This window comes from Brachymonas sp. J145, assembly GCF_036312245.1.
Taxonomy (GTDB): domain Bacteria; phylum Pseudomonadota; class Gammaproteobacteria; order Burkholderiales; family Burkholderiaceae_C; genus Brachymonas; species Brachymonas wangyanguii.
On sequence record NZ_JAZDCI010000007.1, the window covers coordinates 26,850 to 48,142 of the forward strand.

35 protein-coding genes, 1 tRNA gene and 1 pseudogene are annotated in these 21,293 nt (G+C 62.8%); 18 read left to right on the top strand and 19 right to left on the bottom strand.

All coding sequences use genetic code 11. The features are described from left to right. Nucleotides 1-30 precede the first annotated feature (30 nt). The 16 genes from V1261_RS07765 to V1261_RS07840 all read right to left on the bottom strand — a co-directional run bounded on the left by V1261_RS07765 (nucleotide 31) and on the right by V1261_RS07840 (nucleotide 9,440). The gene (locus tag V1261_RS07765) at nucleotides 31-1,710 is read right to left on the bottom strand and encodes a portal protein (protein ID WP_329771126.1); all 1,680 of its coding nucleotides are present in this window, start codon (nucleotides 1,708-1,710) and stop codon (nucleotides 31-33) included. A 2-nt stretch (nucleotides 1,711-1,712) separates the two neighbouring features. Next, nucleotides 1,713-2,030: a hypothetical protein gene (locus V1261_RS07770; protein ID WP_329771127.1), complete on the bottom strand. Its 318-nt coding sequence runs from the start codon at nucleotides 2,028-2,030 to the stop codon at nucleotides 1,713-1,715. A gap of 2 nt (nucleotides 2,031-2,032) precedes the next feature. Then, nucleotides 2,033-2,485, bottom strand: a complete 453-nt coding sequence (locus V1261_RS07775; RefSeq protein WP_329771129.1) for a hypothetical protein — start codon at nucleotides 2,483-2,485, stop codon at nucleotides 2,033-2,035. Next, on the bottom strand, nucleotides 2,482-2,937 hold the full coding sequence (locus V1261_RS07780; protein ID WP_329771130.1) for a GNAT family N-acetyltransferase: 456 nt from the start codon (nucleotides 2,935-2,937) through the stop codon (nucleotides 2,482-2,484). The genes V1261_RS07775 and V1261_RS07780 overlap by 4 nt, the downstream gene beginning before the upstream one ends. Before the next feature lie 44 nt (nucleotides 2,938-2,981). Continuing rightward, a complete protein-coding gene (locus V1261_RS07785) occupies nucleotides 2,982-4,307 on the bottom strand; it encodes a terminase large subunit domain-containing protein (protein ID WP_329771131.1) in 1,326 nt (441 codons plus the stop codon). Beyond that, on the bottom strand, nucleotides 4,294-4,770 hold the full coding sequence (locus V1261_RS07790; protein WP_329771132.1) for a terminase small subunit-like protein: 477 nt from the start codon (nucleotides 4,768-4,770) through the stop codon (nucleotides 4,294-4,296). Before V1261_RS07790 ends, V1261_RS07785 begins: the two co-directional genes overlap by 14 nt. 8 nt (nucleotides 4,771-4,778) lie before the next feature. Continuing rightward, nucleotides 4,779-5,039, bottom strand: coding sequence for a hypothetical protein (locus V1261_RS07795; protein ID WP_329771134.1), 261 nt, complete (start codon nucleotides 5,037-5,039; stop codon nucleotides 4,779-4,781). 13 nt (nucleotides 5,040-5,052) lie between these two features. Continuing rightward, entirely contained in the window at nucleotides 5,053-5,241 is a 189-nt protein-coding gene (locus V1261_RS07800) for a hypothetical protein (RefSeq protein WP_329771136.1), read from the bottom strand. Continuing rightward, entirely contained in the window at nucleotides 5,238-5,387 is a 150-nt protein-coding gene (locus V1261_RS07805) for a hypothetical protein (protein WP_329771137.1), read from the bottom strand. The genes V1261_RS07800 and V1261_RS07805 overlap by 4 nt, the downstream gene beginning before the upstream one ends. Continuing rightward, nucleotides 5,381-5,734 (bottom strand): RusA family crossover junction endodeoxyribonuclease, encoded by a 354-nt coding sequence (locus V1261_RS07810; protein WP_329771139.1) that lies wholly within the window; start codon nucleotides 5,732-5,734, stop codon nucleotides 5,381-5,383. The genes V1261_RS07805 and V1261_RS07810 overlap by 7 nt, the downstream gene beginning before the upstream one ends. Before the next feature lie 284 nt (nucleotides 5,735-6,018). Then, on the bottom strand, nucleotides 6,019-6,684 hold the full coding sequence (locus V1261_RS07815) for a DUF6475 domain-containing protein (RefSeq protein ID WP_329771140.1): 666 nt from the start codon (nucleotides 6,682-6,684) through the stop codon (nucleotides 6,019-6,021). After that, complete coding sequence (locus V1261_RS07820; protein WP_329771142.1) at nucleotides 6,681-7,547, bottom strand: helix-turn-helix domain-containing protein; 867 nt, start codon at nucleotides 7,545-7,547, stop codon at nucleotides 6,681-6,683. The genes V1261_RS07815 and V1261_RS07820 overlap by 4 nt, the downstream gene beginning before the upstream one ends. A 19-nt stretch (nucleotides 7,548-7,566) precedes the next feature. Further along, nucleotides 7,567-7,971, bottom strand: coding sequence for a hypothetical protein (locus V1261_RS07825; protein WP_329771144.1), 405 nt, complete (start codon nucleotides 7,969-7,971; stop codon nucleotides 7,567-7,569). Then, nucleotides 7,968-8,171, bottom strand: coding sequence for a hypothetical protein (locus tag V1261_RS07830; protein ID WP_329771146.1), 204 nt, complete (start codon nucleotides 8,169-8,171; stop codon nucleotides 7,968-7,970). The genes V1261_RS07825 and V1261_RS07830 overlap by 4 nt, the downstream gene beginning before the upstream one ends. Before the next feature lie 3 nt (nucleotides 8,172-8,174). Then, nucleotides 8,175-8,510, bottom strand: a complete 336-nt coding sequence (locus V1261_RS07835) for a hypothetical protein (RefSeq protein ID WP_329771147.1) — start codon at nucleotides 8,508-8,510, stop codon at nucleotides 8,175-8,177. Between the two features lie 165 nt (nucleotides 8,511-8,675). Further along, nucleotides 8,676-9,440 carry a hypothetical protein gene (locus V1261_RS07840; protein ID WP_329771148.1) on the bottom strand — a complete coding sequence of 255 codons (765 nt, stop codon included), beginning with the start codon at nucleotides 9,438-9,440 and terminating at the stop codon, nucleotides 8,676-8,678. A gap of 86 nt (nucleotides 9,441-9,526) precedes the next feature. Between V1261_RS07840 and V1261_RS07845 the strand changes: the two genes are divergently transcribed. Then, nucleotides 9,527-9,733, top strand: a complete 207-nt coding sequence (locus V1261_RS07845; RefSeq protein ID WP_329771149.1) for a hypothetical protein — start codon at nucleotides 9,527-9,529, stop codon at nucleotides 9,731-9,733. A gap of 155 nt (nucleotides 9,734-9,888) precedes the next feature. Here V1261_RS07845 and V1261_RS07850 read toward each other — a convergent pair whose 3' ends face one another. Next, entirely contained in the window at nucleotides 9,889-10,155 is a 267-nt protein-coding gene (locus V1261_RS07850; protein ID WP_329771151.1) for a transcriptional regulator, read from the bottom strand. A 77-nt stretch (nucleotides 10,156-10,232) separates the two neighbouring features. Between V1261_RS07850 and V1261_RS07855 the strand changes: the two genes are divergently transcribed. The 16 genes and pseudogenes from V1261_RS07855 (at nucleotide 10,233) to V1261_RS07925 (ending at nucleotide 18,815) form a co-directional block, all read left to right on the top strand. After that, nucleotides 10,233-10,604 (top strand): hypothetical protein, encoded by a 372-nt coding sequence (locus V1261_RS07855; protein ID WP_329771152.1) that lies wholly within the window; start codon nucleotides 10,233-10,235, stop codon nucleotides 10,602-10,604. Nucleotides 10,605-11,028: 424 nt separating this feature from the next. Then, nucleotides 11,029-11,589 carry a helix-turn-helix domain-containing protein gene (locus V1261_RS07860; protein ID WP_329771153.1) on the top strand — a complete coding sequence of 187 codons (561 nt, stop codon included), beginning with the start codon at nucleotides 11,029-11,031 and terminating at the stop codon, nucleotides 11,587-11,589. Then, complete coding sequence (locus tag V1261_RS07865) at nucleotides 11,570-12,055, top strand: hypothetical protein (RefSeq protein ID WP_329771155.1); 486 nt, start codon at nucleotides 11,570-11,572, stop codon at nucleotides 12,053-12,055. The genes V1261_RS07860 and V1261_RS07865 overlap by 20 nt, the downstream gene beginning before the upstream one ends. 153 nt (nucleotides 12,056-12,208) lie before the next feature. Further along, entirely contained in the window at nucleotides 12,209-12,640 is a 432-nt protein-coding gene (locus tag V1261_RS07870; protein ID WP_329771156.1) for a hypothetical protein, read from the top strand. After that, nucleotides 12,637-12,825, top strand: a complete 189-nt coding sequence (locus tag V1261_RS07875) for a hypothetical protein (protein ID WP_329771158.1) — start codon at nucleotides 12,637-12,639, stop codon at nucleotides 12,823-12,825. Before V1261_RS07870 ends, V1261_RS07875 begins: the two co-directional genes overlap by 4 nt. After that, nucleotides 12,822-13,085 (top strand): annotated as a pseudogene (locus V1261_RS12005) (DUF7666 domain-containing protein); the annotation flags it as partial. The gene V1261_RS07875 and the pseudogene V1261_RS12005, both read left to right, overlap by 4 nt. A gap of 15 nt (nucleotides 13,086-13,100) precedes the next feature. Continuing rightward, nucleotides 13,101-13,754 carry a hypothetical protein gene (locus V1261_RS07880; protein WP_329771159.1) on the top strand — a complete coding sequence of 218 codons (654 nt, stop codon included), beginning with the start codon at nucleotides 13,101-13,103 and terminating at the stop codon, nucleotides 13,752-13,754. After that, complete coding sequence (locus tag V1261_RS07885; RefSeq protein ID WP_329771161.1) at nucleotides 13,751-14,044, top strand: hypothetical protein; 294 nt, start codon at nucleotides 13,751-13,753, stop codon at nucleotides 14,042-14,044. Before V1261_RS07880 ends, V1261_RS07885 begins: the two co-directional genes overlap by 4 nt. Before the next feature lie 65 nt (nucleotides 14,045-14,109). Beyond that, nucleotides 14,110-15,057: a phage recombination protein Bet gene (bet, locus tag V1261_RS07890; protein WP_329771162.1), complete on the top strand. Its 948-nt coding sequence runs from the start codon at nucleotides 14,110-14,112 to the stop codon at nucleotides 15,055-15,057. Nucleotides 15,058-15,061: 4 nt separating this feature from the next. Next, nucleotides 15,062-16,792, top strand: coding sequence for a YqaJ viral recombinase family protein (locus V1261_RS07895; protein ID WP_329771164.1), 1,731 nt, complete (start codon nucleotides 15,062-15,064; stop codon nucleotides 16,790-16,792). Beyond that, nucleotides 16,789-16,977, top strand: coding sequence for a hypothetical protein (locus V1261_RS07900; protein ID WP_329771166.1), 189 nt, complete (start codon nucleotides 16,789-16,791; stop codon nucleotides 16,975-16,977). Before V1261_RS07895 ends, V1261_RS07900 begins: the two co-directional genes overlap by 4 nt. Beyond that, complete coding sequence (locus tag V1261_RS07905) at nucleotides 16,974-17,420, top strand: ead/Ea22-like family protein (protein ID WP_329771168.1); 447 nt, start codon at nucleotides 16,974-16,976, stop codon at nucleotides 17,418-17,420. Before V1261_RS07900 ends, V1261_RS07905 begins: the two co-directional genes overlap by 4 nt. After that, nucleotides 17,417-17,767 carry a hypothetical protein gene (locus V1261_RS07910; protein ID WP_329771169.1) on the top strand — a complete coding sequence of 117 codons (351 nt, stop codon included), beginning with the start codon at nucleotides 17,417-17,419 and terminating at the stop codon, nucleotides 17,765-17,767. The genes V1261_RS07905 and V1261_RS07910 overlap by 4 nt, the downstream gene beginning before the upstream one ends. Then, nucleotides 17,760-18,089 carry a hypothetical protein gene (locus tag V1261_RS07915; RefSeq protein WP_329771170.1) on the top strand — a complete coding sequence of 110 codons (330 nt, stop codon included), beginning with the start codon at nucleotides 17,760-17,762 and terminating at the stop codon, nucleotides 18,087-18,089. Before V1261_RS07910 ends, V1261_RS07915 begins: the two co-directional genes overlap by 8 nt. Before the next feature lie 25 nt (nucleotides 18,090-18,114). Then, complete coding sequence (locus tag V1261_RS07920) at nucleotides 18,115-18,327, top strand: DNA cytosine methyltransferase (protein ID WP_329771171.1); 213 nt, start codon at nucleotides 18,115-18,117, stop codon at nucleotides 18,325-18,327. Next, nucleotides 18,324-18,815, top strand: coding sequence for a hypothetical protein (locus V1261_RS07925; protein WP_329771173.1), 492 nt, complete (start codon nucleotides 18,324-18,326; stop codon nucleotides 18,813-18,815). Before V1261_RS07920 ends, V1261_RS07925 begins: the two co-directional genes overlap by 4 nt. 162 nt (nucleotides 18,816-18,977) lie before the next feature. On the opposite strand, the gene V1261_RS07930 is transcribed toward V1261_RS07925, so the two are convergent. Next, the gene (locus V1261_RS07930) at nucleotides 18,978-19,991 is read right to left on the bottom strand and encodes a tyrosine-type recombinase/integrase (RefSeq protein WP_329771175.1); all 1,014 of its coding nucleotides are present in this window, start codon (nucleotides 19,989-19,991) and stop codon (nucleotides 18,978-18,980) included. A gap of 197 nt (nucleotides 19,992-20,188) precedes the next feature. Further along, nucleotides 20,189-20,275, bottom strand: a tRNA-Leu gene (locus V1261_RS07935). A gap of 119 nt (nucleotides 20,276-20,394) precedes the next feature. Between V1261_RS07935 and hpnC the strand changes: the two genes are divergently transcribed. Continuing rightward, nucleotides 20,395-21,273, top strand: coding sequence for a squalene synthase HpnC (gene hpnC / locus V1261_RS07940; protein WP_329771176.1), 879 nt, complete (start codon nucleotides 20,395-20,397; stop codon nucleotides 21,271-21,273). Nucleotides 21,274-21,293: the final 20 nt, after the last annotated feature.

Genomic DNA, 21,293 nt, shown 5'->3' on the forward strand with positions numbered 1-21,293 from the left:
ATGGCGCTGTGCCTGCGGTATGTGCACCGGTCAGGTGTAGCCGCTGAAGGCAGCGGTGGCATCGGTCAGCAGGTTCGGCTGGCTGGTGTCCACCTGGCCCAGCTTGGCCGCGGCGTCTGCTGCCTGCTGCGCCATGGCGGCCTGCTGCTGTTGCTGCGCTGCTTGCGCGCGCTGCTCGCGGATCAGCGCCACCTTGTCACCCGGCACGATCAGCTCGGGATCGATGCCCAGCGCATCGGCGTAGGCGTCTGCCCAGCGGTCCGCGTCCAGTTTGTCCAGCACTTCCGGCTTGAACTGCGCCACGGCACCCAGGCTGCCGACGAAGCGGTCCACGCTGTTGGTGGCCACGGCACGCTGCGCCTGCGCCAGCATGCTGACGAATTCCACGTTCAGCTCCATGCCGGCCAGCTCTTCAGGTGGCGGCGGCACGATGCCGGCCTCCAGCATGCGGCTGAAGGTGGTGGCGATCAGCGGGTCCAGGATCTCGTTGTGCATGCGCTCCAGCACCGGGCCCAGCATCAGCAGCTTTTCCTCATGACGCTCTGCCACCTCGGTCGCCGTCATGCTGCTGTTGGTGCTGTTGGCGATCATCAGGAACAGGTCAGCGTAGAAGCTGGCTTCGATGCGCTGGCGCACGTCCTGAATGTCCATCAGCAGGTGGTTCAGGTCCAGGTTCACGTCGAATGCGCTGCGGATGCCACCGCCCGGGCCGGCCTGGTCCACGTAGCTGATGCCACCAGGCAGCGTGTCCAGGTCGCGGTTCTTGAGCGCCACCGGCACCTGCAACGGCGGGTTGCTCTTGTAGTCGATGACCTGCGCCTTGCGCAGCTGCTGGTGCTGCAGCTGCTTGATATCGCCCAGCGCCTCCATGGCCGGCGACTGGCCGTACACGTCACCGCCGGTCGTGGCCCAGCGCGGGCACAGCGCCGGGAATTCTCGGAATCCGGATTCGCGCAGCAGCTGGTCGTCATCGGCACCGTCCTCGAAGTAGACGGAGGCCCAGGCCATGTTGCGGTTGTCGCGCTTGGACTTGTCACGGTCGGCGCGCGGCTCGATGGCGTGCTTGACCGTCACCCAGGCATCCAGTTGCCCACGATCCCACAGCTGCTGCACCGTGCGGCTGCAGGCCTCGTAGCCGAATTCCCGCACCATCTGGCTGACGGTCATCTGGAATTCGCGGTACAGCGTATCCACCAGGCCGCGGTGATCGGTCGCCAGGCAATACTCGCCGGCCGTGCGCGGGTAGTGGTGGATGATGCCGTCGTAGTCTGCCAGCACGATGTTGCTGGCCGTGCCGAAGGTGGCCAGCTCCTCGTACATGCTGTGCAGTGCGCGGTACGTGTTGGACCGCGAGAACACCTGCTGCATCAGCGTGGTGGTATCTGCCAGCCACGCCTTCACGGCTGCGCTCTCGTCCAGCTCGGCCACGCTGGTGGTCAGCCGGAACCACGGACGCGCCGGGCTGGTCATGCCGCTCATCATGCCGGCAGCCAGCACGCGCATGGCGCGGGTGCCGGTGTTGTCCAGGATCTTGTTGTGCCGAACGTCGCCCAGGTTGCGGTCGGCCACAAAATACCGGCCAGCACGCGGCAGGACGTACTCACTGATGTCCTGCCAGTGCGACATCCAGCTGGCGCGCTCGTTCTGCAGCTGCGTCCAGCGGCGCTGCAAGTCCTTGCGCTTGGCCTTGCCTTTGCGCTCGCCCTGCATGGTCAGCCGCCCAGCAGCGTATTTTTGCCGAGCGTGAGCGCGTCCTGAGCCACGCCCTGCGGGCCGGTCAGCATGGTGCTGCCGATGCCGGCGTTGTTGGCTGCACCTGCAGCGCCCAGCGCGCCGGCAATGTCTGCCTGGCGCTGGTTGGCGCGGTTCATGTCCTGCTCTGCCTGCTTCGCCTGCTTGTTGGCATTGGCCTGCGCCTCATTGGCTGCGCGGCGTGCGTCCTTGCGCTGCTGCTGGCCCTGGATGACAGACATGGCCGTGCCTGCTACTGCAGCGCCGGCCAGCACGCCCATTGCGGTGACTCCTGACATGTTTACTCTCCTGTGATGGTGGTGTCGTTGCGCTGCTGGTGGCTCAGCAGCTTGTCGAATTCGTCGGTAAATTCCCGCTCGGCCTCTTCCACGGTCGTGGCGGTCGTGGCAAACAGCATGGTCATGCTGGTGGCCTCGATCGCGTGGAAAGCCTGCTTGCGCCCTGCGCTGGCCGGCAGGACGTGGTAGCCCTGCAGGATGCGCGCGCCGTCAGCGCCGAACATGTGGCAGTGGCCAGCCACGATCAGCAGTGTGCTGCGTTTGATCAGCGCGCCAGTCAGCACGGCACCGGGCGGCATCGTGATGGTGCGGCCGTACAGGCCGGCGTGGAACACATGCTGCGTCTGCACCTCGACCTGCGGCAGGTCCAGCAGCGCAGCCTCCAGTGCTTCCACCTGCGCGATCTGCTCGGCGCGCATGGCGCCAATCGGACGGATAGTGGCCAGCTCGGTCATGCGCCCAGCCCCTTGAAGAAGACGGTATTGCTGTGGCGGTAGCCAGCGGTGCGGCCCATGATCTTTTCCAGCCGACCGCCAGCTGGCGCGCTGACGAAGAAGCCCACGGCACCCTGGTCTTGCGCCACAGCTTCCGCCACCTGCAGCAGGCCGGCACCCAGCCCGCCCTTGCGGTAGTCCGGATGCACGTAGTAGCTTTCCGTGGTGCCGACCAGCTTGCCGAAATGCGGCAGCATGGACGTCAGCACGGTCACGAAGCCGACCAGCTGGTCATCGGCGTAGGCGGCCACGGCACGTAGCAGGCCGCTCGACTCCAGGTGCTTGTAGGTGGCCGTCTGCACGATGCAGTCACCCAGACCGGCAGTGGCACATTCGGCCTCGTAGCCGGCCACCAGTTCGGCAAAGCGCGGATCTTCGATCAGCTCGTCAACGGTGCAGGGATGGATGTTCATGCCGTGCAGGGTATGGCCGTGCCCTGCCGGTATGTGCACCGCTATCAGCGGCCGGCGTAGGGGTCGTATTCGCGCCGGCTGGTCTTGGCGCGGTGTTGGTCCAGCGGGTTCTTTGGGGATACCGGGTAAGCGAAGGTCAGCGCCAGCGCGTCAGCCAGGTCAGGCGATCCCCCGCCCTGCAGCCGCTTCTTGATGTCGTCCTTGGATTCCAGCACGCGCTTGCCGGCGGCGTCGTACCAGTAGACCGGCGTGGCCAGCTCCTGCTTCAGGTCCTTGTCGTTCGGGATCGCGCCACCTGCACGGATCCAGTCGGCCAGCTCCGACCACATTTCCACGCGGCGATTCACGAACAGATTGGCCTTGGTGGCCTTGCCGCCGAACGGGACTTCGATCACGTCATGGCCCAGCTGGCGAAGCCGGTCGATCACGCCAGACCCTGCGCCGGCATCGATGAACACCGCATCCGGCTGCCAGGATTCGATGGCGGCAGCCACGCGCGCAGCCAGCTCCATGTTGTCAATGCCGCGATACACGGACGGACTGAAGGCCTGCAAGCCCTGCCGCTTGAAGATGACGCTGCGGTCGTCGCCAAAACGCGCCGGGTCCACACCGATGATGCGTGGCAAGCCATCGGTATCCCGCGCCGTGTAAACGCGCCTGGCAGCCTCTTCTGCCTCAGACAGCGATATCAGCTGGTCGTCGCCTGCCGCGCTGAAGTCGCACAGGTATTCCCGGCTAAACGATGTTTCGCCCATGTCCCGGCGCAGGCGCGCCACCTCTTCCTCGTCGATGGCGTTGGTGTCGTAGACCGTGTACCGGCCAGCATGCCAGTCCGGCAGGCCATCGGCGCGGTAGTAGATCTCGGAGAACAAGTTGATGCCGGACGGCGTGCCGATGAACACGGCCCAGCCCTTGCGGTCGGACAGCGCCGGCTGGATGATGTCGTTCCAGACCTCGGGCTTGATCTGCGCCACCTCGTCAATCACCACGCCGTCCAAGCGCACGCCGCGCATGGCGTCCGGGTTGTCGCCGCCGAAGATCCGGATGACCGCGCCATTGTGCTGGAAGGTGGCTGACAGTTCACCCTCGTTGATTTCCACGGCGCTGACCTGGCGCAGCGGTTCCAGCTTTTGCTTCAGGCGCGCCCAGGCAATGGCCTTGGCCTGCTTCAGGAACGGTGCGATGTAGAAGAACTGGCCCAGGTCCAGGCGGAACTTCATGGCCTTGTCGATCAGCTCCATGATGGCCAGCTCGGTCTTGCCGGCACGCCGGTGCAGGGCCAGCACCGTGAAGCGCTTGCGGCTCTTGTGGCACTCCTGCTGCCACTCCCGCGGCCGGTAATCCAGCCGGACCTGCTTACTCGTCGCCATCGGGCACGCCCGTCACGACGTTGATGCTCACGCCACCCTGGTGCTCGACTTGGCGCTTGTCACCGTACAGGCGCGGCGCAGTCTTCTGCAGCAGCCACTGGCGGGTTTCCACGCGCAGCTTGGAGCGTGCAATCCACTCCTTGTCCGCCTTCAGGCCGTGAGCGGTTTCCACCGTGTCGAATGCAGTTTCGTCAGCGATCTGCAGCAGCTCAGCCTCCAAGATGCCGGCGGCGACTTCGCGCGCGCGCGCGACCCCTCGGTCGAACACTTCGTGTGCCTCCATCCAGTCGTAAACCGTTGACCAATGCGGCATGTCCGGATCACGACAAACATCGGCCACCGTGCGACCGGCAGCCACCCGCTCACAGAATTCCAGCGCCAGCTCGTCGGAGTAGCGCACAGGCTGCGCACGCGGCTTCTTTGCTGCAGCGGTCGTCTTGGATGTTGCCTTCTTCGTTGCCATGCCCCGATTCAACCCCGCCCCTTCCCGTCTATGTGCACTCTCTTGAATCCTGCCGGTGTCTGCGCCCTGCGCTCGTAGCGGCAGATGCGGCCAACCGTCCACTTGCTGACGCCGAACTTGCGCGCAAGCTCACGGTACGGCACACCATCTTCGGCAAGCTGACGCATGACCTCGACCTCTGAATCAGACAGGACCGCACGCTGGTGATCCTGCCCGATGCGGATGCCGGCATCGTTGACTGCAACCAGAACGGAACGGGCGAAGTACATGCGTGCAGCTCCGTCACCAGCGGAAAAACTCGGGCCAGGATTCCTTGACCCGCTTGATGGCCAGGTCTACCGATTCCCGGTACTGGTACAGGTCATGCTGCTCAGGCGGCACGCCCTTGCGGCGCCTCTTGTCGTCCCTGGCGGCAGCCATCAGGATCTTCTGCGCTTCAGGTGGCAATACGCCGTGCGTCGTCTTGGTCATGCAATCATCCTCATGTGTGTAATTCGAAACGGCCCGGTGTACCCGTTGTCGCGCATGCGCTCGATGAAGTCCCAGCACTGTGCGCCATGCAGGCACAGCAGGAACGTGGGCATGCCTGGCTCGTCATCCCATTCCAGCATCAGCATGTCCTGTCCTCCACGCGGATCTTCAGTGCACCGCCCTTGACGACGGGCGCGCGGGTGATGCGCAGGTCGTGGATCTGGCTGTCGTCATCCCACAGGCCGGCATGGGTCAGAGCATCCAATGGAGCCTTCAAGGCGTTGTCCAGGTCACGCTTGCGTCGGTCTGGCATCCACGCCTCGATGTGCACGGCCAGCGGGGCATCCGGCAGCTTGCCGTGACCGGATTTACGCACCAGATCCGCCACGGCTTCCCGGTACTGCCTGCCCTCATGGCTGATGCGTGGCCGGCCCTGCCAGGTGCGCCAGTAGTGGTTCACGGACGGCGGCCACGGCAATACGATCTCAACCATTCGTCACCTCCCATGCCTGTGCTGTTCGTTTCCGGATGGAGCCCACGCGGTCCCCGATGCCTTCACCAGCGCGCGGATCGCGCTCTCGCTGTGGCCCCAGGCCAGAAACTCGCGCAGCGCCCTGCCAGCTCGTTCCGATCGCGCCTTCCGGTCGAGGCGCGGATGCGCCAGCAGCAGCTGGATGTACCTGGCGCAGCAGTGGATGCAGCGCGGGTCGTGGAGCCTGCCGCGCGGCATGTTGCTCGGGCGATTGGCGGCTCGGTCGTTGTCGCAGTCGCTGCATGTCACGCCGCCTCCGTGCCGCGCTGATCCAGCAGGCGTGCAAACGCCATCTGCGCCAGCCCGTCAAGGGATGTGGTTCTGCCGATGCTGCCGCCGTTGCTGCCGCCCTGGTACACCAGGCGCGCACGCGCCGTATCGCCCACCGGTGTCGGAGTAGGTGCCGGCAGGCCGCGGCGGTGGTACATGTCGTCGCTGCTACGGTCGCCACGCAGCGCACGCGGATAGTCGAACGTGCCACGGCCAGCGTATGCCCGGTGCGCCTCGCAGAAGCGGTGCTGCAGGTAGCCCAGGTCCTTGGTCTCGCTGCGGCAGAACTTCGGCCAACCGCCCAGATCCTCGATGACGGCATGGATGGCGGCATCATCGAACACCACGTCCGTGTACGCCCCGATTCGGCTGGCGGCTTCCAGTGCCTTGCCCCAGGCCAGCATGGCGCGGTCAGTGTGCGTGCCGGACAGCTGGCGCACGATATCGGCCGGCTTCGGCGCGAAGTGCCCACGATCCGGATCCATGGCGTGCGCTGTCAACGCCTTGCGCACCTGCTCCAGGTCGTACGACTGGCAGGCCTGCCACCAGACGGAAATCACGAAAGTGGTCACACCCTGCCCGTAAAACGCCAGCGCGTCGGTGAGCAGGTTGACGAAATCCTGTTGGTCTTCAGCTCTCACGTTTTTGCTCCTTGCTGGGCCAGCCACTGCGCAGCCACAGCCCGGTTGTTGTCCTCGATCGCCTGCTGCCGGCTGGGTCGGGCGGACGCCCCATGTCCCTGCGCAGCGGCGCTGTCCTTCGTCACCCACGATGCCCGGAACCCCTGCCAACCGTTGGCGCAGGAAATCGCCAGCGCCTCCTGCAAGCCGATGCCGGCCTTCACCGCCTCGCCGCGAACCATGTCCACCACGGTCTGCGTGACCGGCGACTTGCGAGCCTTGCGCAGCGCAATCCAGTCGGTCCAGATCTGCTCGTCAACGTCGTCCGGCTTTTTGAGGGTCACGCGCGAACGCGCGGTATTACTGGTGGATCTATGGTGGTTAATTGATGGTTCTATGGTGGATTGGGTGACATGGGTGTCACCCCTTTTTGCTTCATTTGTCACCCGTCTGGGGACATGGGTGTCACCCGTCCCTGCTTCATCTGTCACCCGTCCTGATTTGTCACCCGTGACACTGGTGTCACCCGTAGGGGTGACGCTCATGTCACCCGTTGACGCTGTTTTTCTGGCCTTAGGGGTGTCGTCCATGTCACCCGTAGGGGTGACTTCAGCGTCACCCGTCAGCAGCTTGTTTTTGTTGATCTGGTAGTGCCTGGTCTGGCCCGGCGCGCCACCGTTTTTGTTGCCGACCACGGAAATCCAGCCGGCTTCGATCAGATCGCGCAGGATGCGTTTGGCGTGACGGTCGGTGCAGCCAACGCGAACGGCGATGGCTGCGATGGAGGGGTGCAGGCTACCGCCGGCGTCATTGGCCCAGTCACACATGGCCAGCAGCGCCAGCTTCTGGGCTGGCTGCAGCTCCACCTTCCAGGCGAGCGACATCAAGAGAATGCTCACGGCGTCACACACCCTTCGTCAGCGCGACGACTTCGACGTTCAGCCAGCCGAAGCGCTCGGCCAGTTCCTTGCACAGCAAGGCTGATTCGTGCAGCTCGAATGGCTTTGCACGCACTGGGCTTCCCTTGTGCTTTTTCAGGAACGTATCGAGGTTGAATGGGGGGGGGATATCAGCGCTGCCGGATTTGAGCGCCAGCGCCCGCGTACGCTCGCGGCCTTCGCGGGCCGCCTGCACTCGCTCTGGCGAGAAACCGATAACGCGCCAGCCCTTGTGGTACCCGGCAGGCTTGTCCGAGTCAGGCTGCTTGCGGCGCGCAGCGGCCTGCTGCTTGCCGATGCTGGCCATGGTTGTCATGGCGGCTTGCGTGATCGGTTGGCCGTGGATGTTGACGCACTGAAGTTCCATCATGCGCTCCCTGCTTTGCTGAATGCGCCCTTGTGCGGCTGCAGCTTCGGCGTGCCCTTCAGGTGCAGGTTGAATCCAACGGCACGGGCCTTGGCGGCATTGCAGGTGGCCTTGTGGGCGCCGGTAAATGCCTTGTCCGTGGCGAAGATCGATGGCCGGCGACTGCCATCCATGCGGGTGTAGGGTTCTCTTTCCGTCGTCATCCGTCAGTCTCCAAAAACATCCGTCCCACGCCCGTCGACATCCGCCGGGTGCGGATTGCCTCGCGTGACACGCTGAATAGCATTGGATTCACGGGCCTGCTGCACGGCCCAATCGAACAGCACCTTGTCGGCAAGGGAGGTACGAGCAATGCCACGCGCACCAGAAACCGCATCGAGCATGTCGACCGTGAAGCGCTCAGCCATCCAGCGCAGCTCTTCCTTGTCACCGCGTCCCATGGCCAGCTCCTTGTTGAATGTGGGTGCCACCCGCTGGCCGATGGCGGTGCAGATCAGAATCTGTGCCGCTCGCTGCTTGACCGAGGCGGTGCGCAGCTGCACCGAAGGGCTTACCCGGCGCTTTCCCCCGCCGGGCCGCGTCGGCTTTCGCGGCAATGAGGGGTTGAGGGGTGCACGCCCTCTTTCGCTGGACAATGGGGGTTCTCACACCAACCCATCGACCTTTGAAAGGGGCGAACAAAAATGGATTTCTCAACTGCACTTTCATCAGCGAACGTCCTTTTCGGCTTCGCCAAGGCTGCTATCGGGGAGCGCGACCGCGAGAAACTTCTTACCCTCGAACTTGACCTCAAGGAGCGACTCATCGAGCTTGCCAATGAGGCTCTCAGCGTCCAGTCCACTCTTCAGGAGCGAGAGCGGCGTATCCGAGAACTTGAGGATCAGGTGCGCGACCTGCATGCTGAACAGTCCGAGCGAGACAGGTACGTTCTTCAGAACCTTGGTAGCGGGGGTATCCAGTTCTTTGCTTACGCCCTGCGTGACAGCAGTGAACTGGCGGAGCGCGCCGATGAGCCGCCACATTTCCTCTGTCAGCCGTGCTTCAACGCCGGCAAAAAGAGCGTCCTGCGAAACAACGGCGATGGCTTCTGGACTTGCAGCCTGTGTGGGACAGGGGTGCGAGCCAGCGACCGCGAGCCCGGCGTCCAGTTCACGGGGCGGGACTACAGCCCCTACGGTTGATTGCCCAGCGTCGCGCTGGACATTGGCCTCCCCCATGCCGGACAGTCCTGTCTGCGCAGATAGATCCGGTTGCGATCCGCAACGACATTCTTCAGGCGATAGACAGCAGCAAAAACCGCTGACCTCGGTAGCAGTCATCGGCAGAACACCCCAGGTGCCGTGCTCCTTGCGGCACTTCGCCCGGGCTTGCGCCGCCCGGATTTCTGCCACGTGCTGGCGGTACTGCCTGCGGTTGCGAATCGCCCTCACCGCCTCCGGCGCAGGCTGCTGCCATCTGTATCCGTCACGCATGGCGCTCTCCTTGGAAATGGGCGGCCGTGGACACCTTTCGTGCAGAATGGAAGTTCCCCAACAACCATTCAGAAAGGGCCACGGCCATGAAAACTTCAGCCACAAAGTTCTTCGCCGAGAACGTCAACCTGTTCTCCGATCCGAAGCAGAACCCGAAGGAATACAACTTGTTCATGGGGCTGCATGCCTTGTCTCAGCAAGTAGACGCAATGCAGCAGCAACTTGCGGCTCAAGCTCACGAGATCCAGCAGTTGCGGCAAGCTCTGCAATCCATGCGATATCCCGCGCCGTAAGGTATGCGCAGCGGGATGGCTCGGTAGCATATTCCGGGCCAGTACCACGCGCCCCACGGCGCACAGCCTCAACATCACGCCCGAACTGCTCCGGCTTGCCTGCGTACATGCCGGCGTGTTGTTGCGCCCATATCAGAGCGGCCTCTTCTGTGAAGTCACGCATGGCCGCCCTCCTGCTGCGCGTTGGCCGGGGCTTCCAGATCCGGCCAGATGCGCCAGTAATCGTCCGGGCGCAGGTCCTGGCGCGTTACGGCGCCGGCGGTGGCGCGCTCGATAGGAAGACAGTGCTCAATCGGTACCGGCCGTACCCCATGCGCCCACTGGCTCACAGTGGGAGGCTTGACCCCCAGCAATCGGGCAAGCGCAGCCTGCGACGACACGGCTTCGCAGGCGCGGTTGATGGATTCGGTGATTTTGTTCATGACGCCACTATAAGGCATTGCCTACATTCAATCAAGCGGCATTGCCTAATGAGGCACAACTAGGATGAAATTAGGCGATGCTTAAGGGAAAAGAACTTGGTGACGCCATCCGTCAGGCGCTTGCAGACAACGGCAAGACACCGGCCGATGCCGCACGATACTTCAACGTGAAGCCACCGTCTGTCAGCGGCTGGCTAAGCACCGGCAGGATCTCGAAAGAGAATTTCGACAAACTGCGTGTGTGGCTCAGCGATACGCCAGATTCGCACTGGGGCGTATCCGCGCGCCCTGTGACGGCAGAGATCGCCAAGCAGTGGCCCTTCTCCCCCGACCTGCTGGACCAGGTACTGGCGCTGGATGCCCGGGATCGGCTGCAGCTGGAGGGAGCGCTGCGACTGGCGCTGGCGCAGATCAGGTCCGTTGACGGGCAGAAGAAAACGGCAGCGTGATTTCGCAGCCGGGCAAGTTGCGGAACAGCAGCCTCAGAAGAGTGAAGTGAAGTGTGACCACCCCATGATCATCAAGGGAACTAGTAGAAGCACTATGAATCATACTTTTTAAGGTATAGAATGCCCTTTCTAGAGATAGACATTGATGCAGAGGCTGAGCTAGAGGCGCTGTGGAAGACGGATCCGCGTGACGCTGCCTTGATCATGCAATTGCTGCATCTTCTTGCCGATGATGAAAGCGAGCTGGACAAGTTGGTTAGGCCAGGCTACCGAAGCCACACTACCCCTAACTTTGACATCACCCTGTTCCAGGAGGCGCAGGATCTTGGGTACAACCTTTACCGAATAAAGTACCTGAACGCCCGTAAAAACTACGCGCGATTCCGTGTATTTCTCGCCTACGATCACATAGAGGATGGCTACTATGTCCTTGCAATTTCAGCCAGATCAGACACCACGTACAGTACAGATTCAGAAGGATTCCGAAACCTGGCACATCGATATCAGCAGTGCGGAATTCCAAAGCTCCATGGACATGGGTAGCGTGCAAGTCGGGCATGCCTCCATGCGCGTTACCGTTGTCAGTACTGACCTAATCAATGATGAAAGCGGACGTCCTGCCAAGGCAGAGCGCTCCCGCCGCTTGAGTGACTACTTGCGCAGTTCAGCCTCCAAGCCGGGTAGAGCTGAACACTTGAGCGCAGCAGCGCGTGAGCTTGCAACTTCAGATCAGGTGACGCTGAGGCCACTAACCCGCTTGCGACTGAATGCAGACATGACCCAGGCCAAGCTGGCAGGGCTGATGGGCGTCTCACAGCCCAACATTGCGAAATGGGAGCGAGACCCAGGCAACATGACCTGCGACACCCAGAGACGACTGGCTAAAGCCTTGGGCATCACCTTCATGGAAGTCGCTGCTGCCATTGATAGCCAGCACCAGAATTGTCTGCAATCAGCAAATCGAGATGACCATGCCACTGCCTGAATCTTGTAGCCTGATCAACGTCTTTTGCGAGGACATTCGCAAGGAAGAGAACGGAAAAATATCTCTGATAGGCGTGCTTCCTGCAAAGGGAGTGGTGCTACCGCAAGACGGCTCCCCGCTTGAGCAGCCGCTATCCATTGTCTGCTACCTGCGACTCCCCCGAGCCCTCGAGATGGAGCCTCTGTCTCTTTTGGTACGAAACTCAGCAGTGGATCCCTCAACACTTCAGGTTGGCGTTAATGGGATCCATGAAACCCATAACTCGAAAAGAGCTGAGGCGGGCGCAAACTTAGACGGCACTGCTCTGTATCGTGTGGTGATCCAAACTGGAGGATTCACGACGGCTGAACCAGGAAGAGTCAGCGTGCATGCCAAAATTGGTGATGAGGTCATCAAAGGAAACGGCTTCCGAATCCAATCCACACCTGATCCAAAAGACACGGATCCAGGTCTTGATGCAGGATAGGCAACCTACAAATCTCACAACCAACCCACCCCCGAGGTGGGTTTTTTGCGTCCGCTGAAGATACATTCTGTATCACCTAGTTAGGCATTGGCTATTGACTTTGTTTAAGGCATTGCCTAACATACATCCATCCCAACCCACACGGAGCACAAGATGGATGCAACCACCAAACCCACCCTTCATGGCGTAACCGAAACCTGCAGCCCGCTGGGCCGCAGCATGCCGGCAGATGCCGACCTGCCCGCCGTAGTGACGGCCTGGGAGCATGCGCGCTATTTCCAAACCTTCCAGAACGCCGACGTCTGGACGCCTGACGGCTGGCTGGTGACGGCCAGCTTCAGCGGCGGCGAAGTACAGCTGCGCAAGGCGGACAAGGTGTGCAACGCCATCCTGCCGGCCGGCATGCTGCTGCGCTACAAGCCGAACAAGAGCACGGCCGAGTGGGTGGATTTCATGGCCTCGGTCGATGAACGCGCCCGCGTGTACGAGCGCATGGCGCAGAGCGCCAGCGACGACATGGCCCCCATACATCTGGAGAAGGCCCGCCAGATCCGCGCCGAGTACTGCATGGGGGTGCCAGCATGACCTACGCAGAAGCCCTGATGCACGCGATCAAGGAAAGTCAGCACATGGCCGCCGTATATCACAAGGATGCGGTGCGCTGCCGTGAGGAAGGCCGTCATGAAATGGCCTGCCTGTACCAGCGTTGGTCGGCCAAGTATGCCGACATGCACCTGGCCCTGCGCGGCGTAACCATGGAGGCAGCATGAACAAGAAAACCTCCCTCGTCCTACGCGTCTGCCGTCCCGATGGAACCAGCCATGGCGGCTTTCAGTGGCCGCTGACAGTCGGAGCAGAAGTTGTCGCCCCTGACTGGGAAGCCAACGACGAATGCGGTAATGGTCTGCACGGCTGGCTGTACGGTCAAGGCCATTACGACTGTGCCTCGTACTGGGAAAAGTCAGACGCCAAGTGGTTGGTGCTGGAAGTCGAATCCGAACGCATCCAGATGCTCGAAGGAAAATGCAAGTTTGAGCGATGCATCGTGCGATTCGTCGGAGACAGGGCGGAAGCTTCGGCCCATCTAATCGAGCACGAGCCGAAATCGGCCGATGTGGCCGTGATCGGAGCAAGCCTGCAGGTCGGCGCTAAACAAAGTGGTTTGGTTGGAGCGCTGGGAACCCTGACCGGTGGCGATTACTCCACCCTGACCGGTGGCGATTACTCCACCCTGACCGGTGGCGACCGCTCCACCCTGACCGGTGGCTATCGCTCCACCCTGACCGGTGGCGATTACTCCACCCTGACCGGTGGCGATGAATCCACCCTGACCGGTGGCGATGAATCCACCCTGACCGGTGGCGATTACTCCACCCTGACCGGTGGCGATTACTCCACCCTGACCGGTGGCGACCGCTCCACCCTGACCGGTGGCTATCGCTCCACCCTGACCGGTGGCGACCGCTCCACCCTGACCGGTGGCTATCGCTCCACCCTGACCGGTGGCTATCGCTCCACCCTGACCGGTGGCGCTCGCTCCACCCTGACCGGTGGCGCTCGCTCTGAGCTTCGCATCCGCTACTGGGATGACAAAGCTGATCGCTATCGCACCGCCATCGCCTACGTCGGAGAAAACGGCATTAAGCCCTATGTAGCCTACCGTCTAGATGACAACCATCAGTTCGTGGAGGCAGCATGAAACGCCTGAATTTGTTTGCCGCCGCCCTGATCACCGCCGCCGTGGGCGCATGCGCAGCCCTGGACAACGGCCCGACCGAGCACGACACAGCCGTGGCCATCGAGCAGGACGCCGAAACCGCAGCCATGCAGGCCGCCATCGACCGCAACTGCGCCGGCCTGGATCAGCGCTCCGAGCTGCAGTGCGCCCTGGACACCCTGCAGGAGCTCCAGCCCGACCGCTGGATTCCAGAAGACGCCGCACGCGCCGCGCTGGCCGTGCCGTTTGCTGCCACCAAGACAAAGGAGTAACCACCATGAGCACCGAAATCACCACTGCAACAAATTCGGCAATAACCCTCTCTGAGGACGATTTGATGAATGTGCTGGAAAGCAGCCTCTATCCGGGCGCTGCGCGCGACTCAATCAAGATGGTCATCGGGTATTGCAAGGCCGCAGGCCTTGACCCCATGCAGAAGCCGGTACACATCGTACCGATGTGGGACAGCAAGGCAAAGCGCATGCGAGACGTGATCATGCCGGGTGTTGGCCTTTACCGCACCCAGGCATCGCGCGCTGGCTGCATTGGCGTCAGCGAGCCGGAGTTTGGCCCTGAGATAAAAGAGTCAGTCGGTGGCGTGGAAATCACGTACCCGAAGTGGTGCCGCGTCACGGCAAAGCGCCGCCTGCCATCCGGTGAAATAGCCGAATTCACGGCCAAGGAATTCTGGTTGGAAAACTACGCTACTGCTGGCAAGGACAGCATGGCACCGAATGCCATGTGGAAGCGCCGAGTGTACGCCCAGCTTGCAAAGTGCGCCGAGGCGCAGGCCCTGCGGAAGGCATTCCCCGAGGTTGGCAGCATGCCAACAGCCGATGAGATGGAGGGCAAGACGATTGACATGGGTGCTGCAGATGTGGTGCACCAGCAGCCCGCAACCGGTCGCCCCGCTCTGCCGGCCAGCTACCCCGAGGATGCATTCAAGGTCAACCTGCCCAAGTGGCGCGAGGCCATCGCTGCCAACAAGGTGACGGCTGAGCGCGTGATCGCGCTGGCCGGCTCCAAGGGCCAGCTCACCGATGAGCAGCAAGCAGCCATCCGCGCCCCCATCGAGGCCGCGCCCGCCCAGCAGCAGCCGGACGCCGACGGCGTGATCGATCAGCCCACCATGACCTATGCCCAGGTGGCAACGCGCCTGCACGCTGCCCAGACGATGGACCAGCTGGCCGACGTCGGTAGTTGCATCTCGCTGGTCCAGGATGCGGCCCACCGCCAGGAGCTCGCCGATATCTACGACCAGCGCGCCGCGCAACTGGAGGGCTGACACCATGACCATGATCGAACACAACTTTGTCCAGGGTAGCCCTGAGTGGCACCAGCACCGGGCCACGCACTACAACGCCAGCGACGCCCCGGCCATGCTGGGCATGAGCAAGTACAAGACGCGCCCAGAGCTGATGCACGAGATGCACACCGGCTTCACACCCGAGGTGGACCCGGCCACCCAGGCCCGCTTCGATGCCGGCCACCGCTTCGAGGCACTCGCCCGCCCGCTGGCCGAGCAGATCATCGGCGAGGAGCTGTTTCCTGTTGTCGTGTCCGCCGGCAAGCTGTCCGCCAGCCTGGATGGCATCACGATGCTGGGCGATGCCATCTGGGAGCACAAGACGCTGAATGCCACGCTGCGCGACTTCTTCGCCGATGCGGACACCATGCACCCGAACGTCCGCGCATCCGCAGAGGTCGGCAAACTCCTGCCGATCACGTACCAGGCGCAGATGGAACAGCAGCTGATGATCTCGGATGCCCAGCGCTGCCTGTTCATGGCTTCCCGCTGGTCAGGTGATGGCGAACTGCTTGAGGAGCGCCACTGCTGGTACGAGAGCGACCCGGATCTGCGCCGCCAGATCGTGGCCGGCTGGCAGCAGTTCGAACACGATCTGGCCCAGTACCAGCCGTCGGCCGCGCCGGACGTGGTTGAGCGTGACCGCAAGCCGGACAACCTGCCGGCCCTCATGATCGAGGTCAGCGGTCGCGTGGTCAGCTCCAACCTGAAGCCGTTCCGCCAGCACGCGCTGGCCGTGATCGACGATATCAGCACCGACCTGCAGACCGACCAGGACTTCGCAGATGCCGAAGCCGCCGTCAAATGGCTGCGCGATGACGTGGCCGCTCAGCTCAAGGCTGCGAAGCAGCACGCCATGGCGCAGGCCTCCGATATCGATGCCCTGTTTCGCATCGTCGATTCCGTCATCAGCGCCGCCGACAGCAAGCGCCTGCAGCTGGAGAAGCTGGTCAAGCAGCGCAAGGACGAGATTCGTGGCGAGCTGATCGGCTCTGCGCAGGTCGCGCTGGATGAGCACGTGGCCGGCCTGAACAAGCGCATGCCCCAGCCATGGCTGAACCGCATCATGGGCGGCTTCATCGACGTGATCCGCGGCAAGCGCAGCCTCACCAGCATGCAGGACGCCATCGACGCCGAGCTGGCCCGCTGCAAGATCGAGGCCAACGAGCTGGCCGGCCGCCTGCAGGATAACGCCGCCGCGCTGCGCGACGACGAGGGCCGCGACTGGATGTTCCTGTTTGCTGATTTCAAGGTTGCCGGCCTGAAGCCGACCGAGGATTTCCGCGCCATTGCCGCCCAGCGTATCCAGCTGCACAAAGACGCCGAAGCCAAACGCCGGCAGGCAGAGGAAGATGCCGCTGCAGCTGCGGAGCAGGCTGCGCTGTTCGCCGCCGCGAAACCGGAGCCTGCGCCCGAGCCGGCACCGCCAGCACCAGCACCAGCACCAGCACCAGCACCAGCAGCCGTCCGCAAGACGGTACGCTCAGACGACGACGGCCAGCGCCTGAAGCTGGGCGAGATAAGCGCCCTGCTGGGACTCGCAGTGACCGCTGAATTTCTGGCGACTCTGGGCTTTAACCCCGTGGCCACAGACCGATCGGCCAAGATGTACCGCACCAGCGACTTCCCGGCAATCTGCGATGCGATCGCAGACCTGGCGGTGTCGGCTCGGATCGCATTTGAACAAGCGCAGCAGCGCAAGGAGGCAGCATGACACACGAACAAGCCTGCCGCAAGGCTGCTGCGTTTTATCAGAGCCTGGCAGCCGACAGGCACGAAAAATACCGTCGATTTGTCGATGAGGGCGAGAACGCTTTGGCTGCCCTCCACTCTGAGATGGCGGCTGAGAATGCGGCAATCGCCCGCGCACTGATGAAGATCGAGGGGGGTGAAGCATGACTACCGACCACAACGAACTGCGCGCCCTGGCGCTGGCTGCTACGCCGGGTCCGTGGCGCGTGGGGCGCGGCAGCAAGAGCCGCATCTACGCGCCCTATCACGTCCAGCCAGATGGGCACGCTATTGCCCGCACATATGGCTCTGAGCTGAACGGAATAGGCGTGGCCGACCTAACCGGCCCAGTGAATATTGCAGATGCCGCCTATATCGCCGCCGCCAACCCGGCCACCGTGCTGGTGCTGCTGGAGGCGCTGGAGGCGCTGGAAGGTCTGACTGGAGACATTCAGGCGCTGATAGGAGAAAGCAGCGGAGTGGCCGGATTGCACATGAACGGCGACGTTGCGCCATGGGGCGATCTTGAAGCAGGTGGAAGGTTTGAACGCCTAACGCATCTCCCGGCTGCACATGCCGCCATCACAAAGGTGAAAGGCGGTGCAGCATGACGACTGATCTCAAACTGACGAAAGAGCAGGAGGCGATGTTCCAGCCGGGTTGCTTCGTGGCCCTGCATCCTGACAGCAAACACCCGGATGCCGGCCGTGTCGGCAAGATAGTTAGCCGCAATGGCAGCGAGATGCTGGTCGAGTTCTTCTCGGACGAGTTGATCGGAAAAAGCGAGTTCAGCACGATCCCGCTCGGGCACTGGGGGCCGGTTCCGGAATTCTTCGTTGAGGAGTACGAGCCTCGTGCCAAGAAACGCGGCTGGCGAGTCACCGAGCGCGGCATGAAGATGTTCCGCGATCTTGGATGGGGCTATACGGCAGCGACAGAGGGGAAAGACCATGCTTGATGTGCGCATCGTGCTGGATGATGTTCCAGAGTACGTTTTCAAGGCTTGCGGAGCCACGACACAAGACGAACGCGACACCATCAGCGCGTGCGTTCGCACCTACGCCAGAGATTGCATTGCGGCGACGCTTTTGACCATCGAGGACGGCCCGGTATTCAAGGATGCGTGGCGCTACCGTGCCATGGTTGAAAACGGGGTTGTGCCGTCTGAATGGCACGAGATCATCAGCCAAGGACGCGATGGCTACCGCGTCCGCGCTGATGCTGCCTTTGACCAATTCGTTACCGACGAGCTTTCCGATTACGAATATGGCGAGGCATAACGATGCCTTCCAAGGAGGAGTGGAAATGAATATCTCGATCATTCCGGCAGTCGTCGCCGGGTATGACATGGACGACAGCATGCGCATGCTGACGGCACAGGAGTGCCGCGCCGCCATGGGCTTCCCTGTCGACTACAAGCTGCCCGCACAGCACCGCGAGGCCGTGCACCTGCTGGGCAACGCCGTCTGCCCGCCAGTGGCGGCGACGATCATCCGCGAAATGATGGAGGTGGCATGAGCAAGAAGCACCGCAGCGCAGCACGCGGCAAGCAGCGCCGCAAGTACGAGGCCAGCAACGCCAGCGTCTACATCGTCATGGCCCGCACCCAGACATACACGCCGGAAGAGCAGCGCAAGCTGCAGCTACCCGTGTACCTGGCGCTGGATGCCATGACGGCAGGCACGGCAGACGCCAACGACATGGGCACGCTGTGCCGGGTCTGCAATGTCTGCCTGATCCTGGGCGAACAGATTGGTCCGGTCGCCGTGGACGTGGCCAACGAAGCGCTGGAGGCCCTGGTCCGGGCTGAGCAGCGCCTGTACCAGCACGGCCGCTACGGCCTGGACGGCAAGGGCCGCAACGCCCTGACCACCTGCCTGGACTACCACGACCAGCTGATCGCCGAATGCACTCCGGCCCAGCTGATGGAGGCGCAAGCCGAAATGCACCGCCGCGCTGCCCGTGGGCATGCCGTGCGGGTTACTGAAGAAGGAGTTGCAGCATGAGCGCCCTACTCGACACCCAAGGCATTGCCGAAATGTTCGACCTGTCGCGCCGGCACGTCACGAACGTCATCATCAAGCGGCCAGACTTTCCGGCTCCGGTCGTGAACATCAGCCGCCGTACCCGGTACTGGTCAGAGGCCGATGTGCGCAAGTTCGCCCTGGCTACAGGCGGGCGGAAATCTGCTCAGGCGTCTCGCGGTAGTAGTGTTCGATGAGCATGCGCAGATCCTTGTGGCCGCTGATCTTCGCCAGGGTCAGCACGTCAATCCGCCGACTCATCCACGTCAGCGCCGCTGCGCGGCTGTCACGGAACTGCAGCCCCTCGATCAGCACGCTATCCCGGTAATGCCGGAAGCGCTGGTCGAGGCTGTGGGCCGACAGGGTGAAGTACTTGTCCCGACCTGCAGCCCTGGCCGCATCGTCCAGCACCTGCAGAAGCGGCAGCACCCTGGGGAAGAACGGAATCAGCCGCTCCCCCACATCCTCAACGGTCTTGTGCTCTTCCAGGAAGATCGTGCGCTTCTCAAGGTTCACAGTTGACCGGCTCAGCGACAGCACTTCACTGGCCCGCAGCGCCGTATAGTGCGCAATCAGCCAGGCATAGGCCACCTCTTCCTTTGGCTTCGTCGGAGCCACGCCACGCCGGTAGTTGAGCCGGCGCAAGATCCGGCGCATCTGCTTCCATCGCGCAATCGTCTTGCGTGGCTTACCCTTTGGCGGTAAGGTCAGCGCCGTCCAGGGAGAATCCCCACACCAGAGCCACTCCTTTCGCGCCACCGTCCACACATTGCGCAGCTGGGCGAGCTCGCGCAGCACGGATGACCCGCCCACATGCTTGAGCCGCTCGTCACGCCACATCGCCAGATCAGCGGTCGTGACCTCATGGAAGATCTTGCCGGCCAGCAGCGGGAAGTCACGGATAAAGGCCTCAAACCGCAGCGCCTCCGCCTTGCCGCCGCGCTTCTTCTTGGACACCTCCAGCTCATAGCGCCGGAAGGCTTCGGCCACCGTCTTGGCCGGGTACTGGCCCAGCTTGCCGGCAGCAATGTCCGCTTCCTGCTGTGCCGCCCAAGCCTGCGCCTGCGCTTTTGTCGGCAGCGTGATCGAGCGGCCAGGCAAACCCTTGCGCCTGATCTCCGCCCGCCACCCGTTTTTCACCTTCCTGAAGTACGCCATGATCGCCTCTGCTGCGCTACGCGCGTAGCAGTGCGCGTATTCTGCGCGTAATTCTCGCACGACATTGGCAGGCATTGGAGGCCATTACATGACATAGCACGACATAGAAAAAGCCAGCAACTCGTTGGAATTGCTGGCTTTATTGCCATTTTCATGACATTGGATGATATTCAACGACTTAATACGTTTTTCATCGCTGGTGCGCGGGGGGGGACTCGAACCCCCACACCATTGCTGGCGTCAGGACCTAAACCTGGTGCGTCTACCAATTTCGCCACCCGCGCAGGTTCCGATGACGCAGCCATGACAACTGCACCACGTGAAACAGGTAATCAGTGATTTTAGCTTGCAATGACGGACAATTCACGCTCAAAGCCAGAATTCACGCAAAACACGATCGCACATGACCGCCCCACCCGCCCAGGCCCAGCCCGTCACCCACTACGAGAACTTTCCGGTGGCCAGCTGGCTGTGCCCGCCGGCGATCCGGCCGGCGGTGGCAGCGCTCTACCATTTTGCGCGAACAGCCGACGACATCGCCGACGAAGGCACGCAAACGGCCTCGCAGCGGTTGCAGGAGCTGGATCGCTATGGAAACGCACTGACGCTGGCGGCCGGCAGCACGCCCTACCCAGCCGATGCGTCATGGAGCGGCATCATGCAGCCGCTGCAAGGCGTGATCCGGCAATACCAGCTGCCAGTACCGCTGCTGCAGGACCTGCTGACGGCCTTCCGCCGCGATATCCACCACAGCGAACAGGCTGCCGTCTACGCCCGCCACGATGACTTGCTCGACTACGCACGCTATTCGGCCAACCCGGTCGGGCGCCTGATGCTGCACCTGTACGGTGTGCACGATGCCGAATCCCTGCAGCAGAGCGATGCCATCTGCACGGCGCTGCAACTCTACAACTTCTGGCAGGACATCTCGCTCGATGTGGCGCGTGGTCGCTACTACCTGCCGCAGGACCTGTGCCAGGCGCATGGCGTGGATCCGCGTCTGCCAGCGGCCAGTCCTGAACCCGCCATCCAGGTGCTGGCGGCAGACTTGCTGGATCGCGCCGATGCCCTGATGTGCGCCGGCCTGCCCTTGCCGGCGGCGGTCAGCCAACAGGCCGGCCGTTTGTCGGGCTGGGAGCTGCGCTTGGTGATGCAGGGCGGCTGGCGCATTGGCCGCAAGACGCGCGCGCTCGGCGGCCGCATTGCCCACCAGCGTCCGCGTATCAGCAAGGCCGATGCGCCGGCATTGCTCTGGGGCAGTCTGCGCCATCGGCTGGCCTGAACCGGATTGGCGCAGGAACA

What these genes read in the sequence shown, in the direction of transcription:
- V1261_RS07765 (WP_329771126.1), bottom strand. Translation starts at nt 1,710, where the DNA reads ATGCAGGGCGAGCGCAAAGGCAAGGCCAAGCGCAAGGACTTGCAGCGC.
- V1261_RS07770 (WP_329771127.1), bottom strand. Translation starts at nt 2,030, where the DNA reads ATGTCAGGAGTCACCGCAATGGGCGTGCTGGCCGGCGCTGCAGTAGCA.
- V1261_RS07775 (WP_329771129.1), bottom strand. Translation starts at nt 2,485, where the DNA reads ATGACCGAGCTGGCCACTATCCGTCCGATTGGCGCCATGCGCGCCGAG.
- V1261_RS07780 (WP_329771130.1), bottom strand. Translation starts at nt 2,937, where the DNA reads ATGAACATCCATCCCTGCACCGTTGACGAGCTGATCGAAGATCCGCGC.
- V1261_RS07785 (WP_329771131.1), bottom strand. Translation starts at nt 4,307, where the DNA reads ATGGCGACGAGTAAGCAGGTCCGGCTGGATTACCGGCCGCGGGAGTGG.
- V1261_RS07790 (WP_329771132.1), bottom strand. Translation starts at nt 4,770, where the DNA reads ATGGCAACGAAGAAGGCAACATCCAAGACGACCGCTGCAGCAAAGAAG.
- V1261_RS07795 (WP_329771134.1), bottom strand. Translation starts at nt 5,039, where the DNA reads ATGTACTTCGCCCGTTCCGTTCTGGTTGCAGTCAACGATGCCGGCATC.
- V1261_RS07800 (WP_329771136.1), bottom strand. Translation starts at nt 5,241, where the DNA reads ATGACCAAGACGACGCACGGCGTATTGCCACCTGAAGCGCAGAAGATC.
- V1261_RS07805 (WP_329771137.1), bottom strand. Translation starts at nt 5,387, where the DNA reads ATGCTGATGCTGGAATGGGATGACGAGCCAGGCATGCCCACGTTCCTG.
- V1261_RS07810 (WP_329771139.1), bottom strand. Translation starts at nt 5,734, where the DNA reads ATGGTTGAGATCGTATTGCCGTGGCCGCCGTCCGTGAACCACTACTGG.
- V1261_RS07820 (WP_329771142.1), bottom strand. Translation starts at nt 7,547, where the DNA reads ATGTCGCTCGCCTGGAAGGTGGAGCTGCAGCCAGCCCAGAAGCTGGCG.
- V1261_RS07825 (WP_329771144.1), bottom strand. Translation starts at nt 7,971, where the DNA reads ATGATGGAACTTCAGTGCGTCAACATCCACGGCCAACCGATCACGCAA.
- V1261_RS07830 (WP_329771146.1), bottom strand. Translation starts at nt 8,171, where the DNA reads ATGACGACGGAAAGAGAACCCTACACCCGCATGGATGGCAGTCGCCGG.
- V1261_RS07840 (WP_329771148.1), bottom strand. Translation starts at nt 9,440, where the DNA reads ATGCGTGACGGATACAGATGGCAGCAGCCTGCGCCGGAGGCGGTGAGG.
- V1261_RS07845 (WP_329771149.1), top strand. Translation starts at nt 9,527, where the DNA reads ATGAAAACTTCAGCCACAAAGTTCTTCGCCGAGAACGTCAACCTGTTC.
- V1261_RS07850 (WP_329771151.1), bottom strand. Translation starts at nt 10,155, where the DNA reads ATGAACAAAATCACCGAATCCATCAACCGCGCCTGCGAAGCCGTGTCG.
- V1261_RS07855 (WP_329771152.1), top strand. Translation starts at nt 10,233, where the DNA reads ATGCTTAAGGGAAAAGAACTTGGTGACGCCATCCGTCAGGCGCTTGCA.
- V1261_RS07860 (WP_329771153.1), top strand. Translation starts at nt 11,029, where the DNA reads ATGTCCTTGCAATTTCAGCCAGATCAGACACCACGTACAGTACAGATT.
- V1261_RS07865 (WP_329771155.1), top strand. Translation starts at nt 11,570, where the DNA reads ATGACCATGCCACTGCCTGAATCTTGTAGCCTGATCAACGTCTTTTGC.
- V1261_RS07870 (WP_329771156.1), top strand. Translation starts at nt 12,209, where the DNA reads ATGGATGCAACCACCAAACCCACCCTTCATGGCGTAACCGAAACCTGC.
- V1261_RS07875 (WP_329771158.1), top strand. Translation starts at nt 12,637, where the DNA reads ATGACCTACGCAGAAGCCCTGATGCACGCGATCAAGGAAAGTCAGCAC.
- V1261_RS07885 (WP_329771161.1), top strand. Translation starts at nt 13,751, where the DNA reads ATGAAACGCCTGAATTTGTTTGCCGCCGCCCTGATCACCGCCGCCGTG.
- bet (WP_329771162.1), top strand. Translation starts at nt 14,110, where the DNA reads ATGAATGTGCTGGAAAGCAGCCTCTATCCGGGCGCTGCGCGCGACTCA.
- V1261_RS07895 (WP_329771164.1), top strand. Translation starts at nt 15,062, where the DNA reads ATGACCATGATCGAACACAACTTTGTCCAGGGTAGCCCTGAGTGGCAC.
- V1261_RS07900 (WP_329771166.1), top strand. Translation starts at nt 16,789, where the DNA reads ATGACACACGAACAAGCCTGCCGCAAGGCTGCTGCGTTTTATCAGAGC.
- V1261_RS07905 (WP_329771168.1), top strand. Translation starts at nt 16,974, where the DNA reads ATGACTACCGACCACAACGAACTGCGCGCCCTGGCGCTGGCTGCTACG.
- V1261_RS07910 (WP_329771169.1), top strand. Translation starts at nt 17,417, where the DNA reads ATGACGACTGATCTCAAACTGACGAAAGAGCAGGAGGCGATGTTCCAG.
- V1261_RS07915 (WP_329771170.1), top strand. Translation starts at nt 17,760, where the DNA reads ATGCTTGATGTGCGCATCGTGCTGGATGATGTTCCAGAGTACGTTTTC.
- V1261_RS07920 (WP_329771171.1), top strand. Translation starts at nt 18,115, where the DNA reads ATGAATATCTCGATCATTCCGGCAGTCGTCGCCGGGTATGACATGGAC.
- V1261_RS07925 (WP_329771173.1), top strand. Translation starts at nt 18,324, where the DNA reads ATGAGCAAGAAGCACCGCAGCGCAGCACGCGGCAAGCAGCGCCGCAAG.
- V1261_RS07930 (WP_329771175.1), bottom strand. Translation starts at nt 19,991, where the DNA reads ATGGCGTACTTCAGGAAGGTGAAAAACGGGTGGCGGGCGGAGATCAGG.
- hpnC (WP_329771176.1), top strand. Translation starts at nt 20,395, where the DNA reads ATGACCGCCCCACCCGCCCAGGCCCAGCCCGTCACCCACTACGAGAAC.